The organism is Pseudonocardia pini, assembly GCF_013870575.1.
GTDB classification, from domain to species: domain Bacteria; phylum Actinomycetota; class Actinomycetes; order Mycobacteriales; family Pseudonocardiaceae; genus Pseudonocardia; species Pseudonocardia pini.
The window spans coordinates 1-1,340 of the sequence record NZ_JACBXB010001105.1 but is presented as its reverse complement, the minus strand read 5'-3'; the positions used below and the strand labels follow the sequence as shown (position 1 = coordinate 1,340).

The 1,340-nt window shown below is 73.9% G+C and carries 2 protein-coding genes; one reads left to right on the top strand and one right to left on the bottom strand.

Features of this window, described 5'->3' with window-relative positions; translation table 11 throughout:
• Positions 1–108: 108 nt before the first annotated feature.
• Positions 109–474 (bottom strand): cupin domain-containing protein, encoded by a 366-nt coding sequence (locus H5J29_RS35650; protein ID WP_181784795.1) that lies wholly within the window; start codon positions 472–474, stop codon positions 109–111.
• Positions 475–534: 60 nt separating this feature from the next.
• On the opposite strand from H5J29_RS35650, the gene H5J29_RS32915 reads away from it, so the two are divergent.
• Positions 535–978 (top strand): MarR family winged helix-turn-helix transcriptional regulator, encoded by a 444-nt coding sequence (locus tag H5J29_RS32915; protein ID WP_181784794.1) that lies wholly within the window; start codon positions 535–537, stop codon positions 976–978.
• Positions 979–1,340: the final 362 nt, after the last annotated feature.

Sequence of the window (1,340 nt, the reverse complement as noted above, 5' to 3'; positions counted from 1 at the left end):
GGACAAGGGCCGCGGCCTCTACGGGGCCCGCAAGATGTGGCGCCAGCTGCTGCCACGACGGGCGAGGGGCCGATGCGCAGCGAACGCGACACGCGGCCCCGCGAGGTCTCAGGCGATCCAGTCCGGCACCCCGCGGTCGGTGCCGTCGGGGAGCAGGGCGCGGCCGTCGCCCGCCCCGGTGACCAGCGCGGACACCCCTTCCGACCCGGCCACGACCCGCCGCGCGACGCCGGCCGGGAGCACCACCGTGTCCCCCGCCCCCAGCTCGCCGAAGGGCTCGACGGTCATGGTGCCCTCGACGACCGTCCACACCTGTTCGCGGTCCATCACGTGCTCCGGCCCGGCCTGCCCGGGCCGCATCCGCACCTGCCAGAGCGACTGGCCCGCACCACCGAGGGTGGGCGAGGCCAGGGTGGTCATCGAGGCGTTGGGGGTCTCGTGGGTGCGCTGCGCGGCGCGGCGGACGACAGTCACGGGGTTCTCCGGTAAACTCGACAACATGGTTGTCGAGATAGTGAACCTGGTTGTCGAGTGATGTCAACCCGGCTGCCGCTGCTCCTGCTCGCGGGCTTCCAGACGCTCGTCGACCGCCTGCACACCGCGCTGGCCGAGCAGGGTCATGCCGAGGCACGGCCGATGCACGGCTTCGCGCTGCAGGCGATCGGTCCCGGCACCACGGCCGCGGACCTCGGTCGTGCGCTCGGGGTGAGCAAGCAGGCCGCGGCGAAGACGATCGCAGGCCTGACGGCGGCCGGGTACGTCGTCCGGGCGCCGGACGCGACCGACGCCCGACGGATCCTGGTCCAGCCGACCGCCCGCGGCCGGGACCTGCTGCGCCGCTCCGCGGTGATCTTCGCCCAGCTGCGGGCGGAGTGGGTCGCGGAGCTGGGCGAGGAGACGGTGCAGACCCTCGAGGCGGCGCTCACGCGGGTCGCGGGCCCGCCCCGGCTCGACACCCCCGCCTGGTTCACTCGCTGAACGAACGACCCGTCCGAGAGCGACAGCGCTGCCCGAGGTCGCGCGGCCCGAGCCCCGCGGCGCCCATGATCGCCATTTGCGTGCACTCAGTGCTGCGTGCACCGCCGTGAGCGCACGCTATCGACGATCATGCAGCGCCCAGAGCACGAAACGTGCGATCTTGACAGCGGCGCCGATCACCCCACCGCCGCCGATCACCCCACCGCCGCCGATCACCCCACCGCCCGCCGCTCACGGCACCGCGACCTCCAGCATTAGCGGAGTGCCGCGTCCCGCCAGCCCGGGAACGACCTCGTCCAGCACCTCGACCAGCTCGCCTCGGCTCTCGACCCGGCGGGCCGCACACCCCAGCGCCTCCGCGA

Coding starts and splice junctions, on each gene's coding strand:
- H5J29_RS32915 (WP_181784794.1), top strand. CDS start 535: ATGTCAACCCGGCTGCCGCTGCTCCTGCTCGCGGGCTTCCAGACGCTC.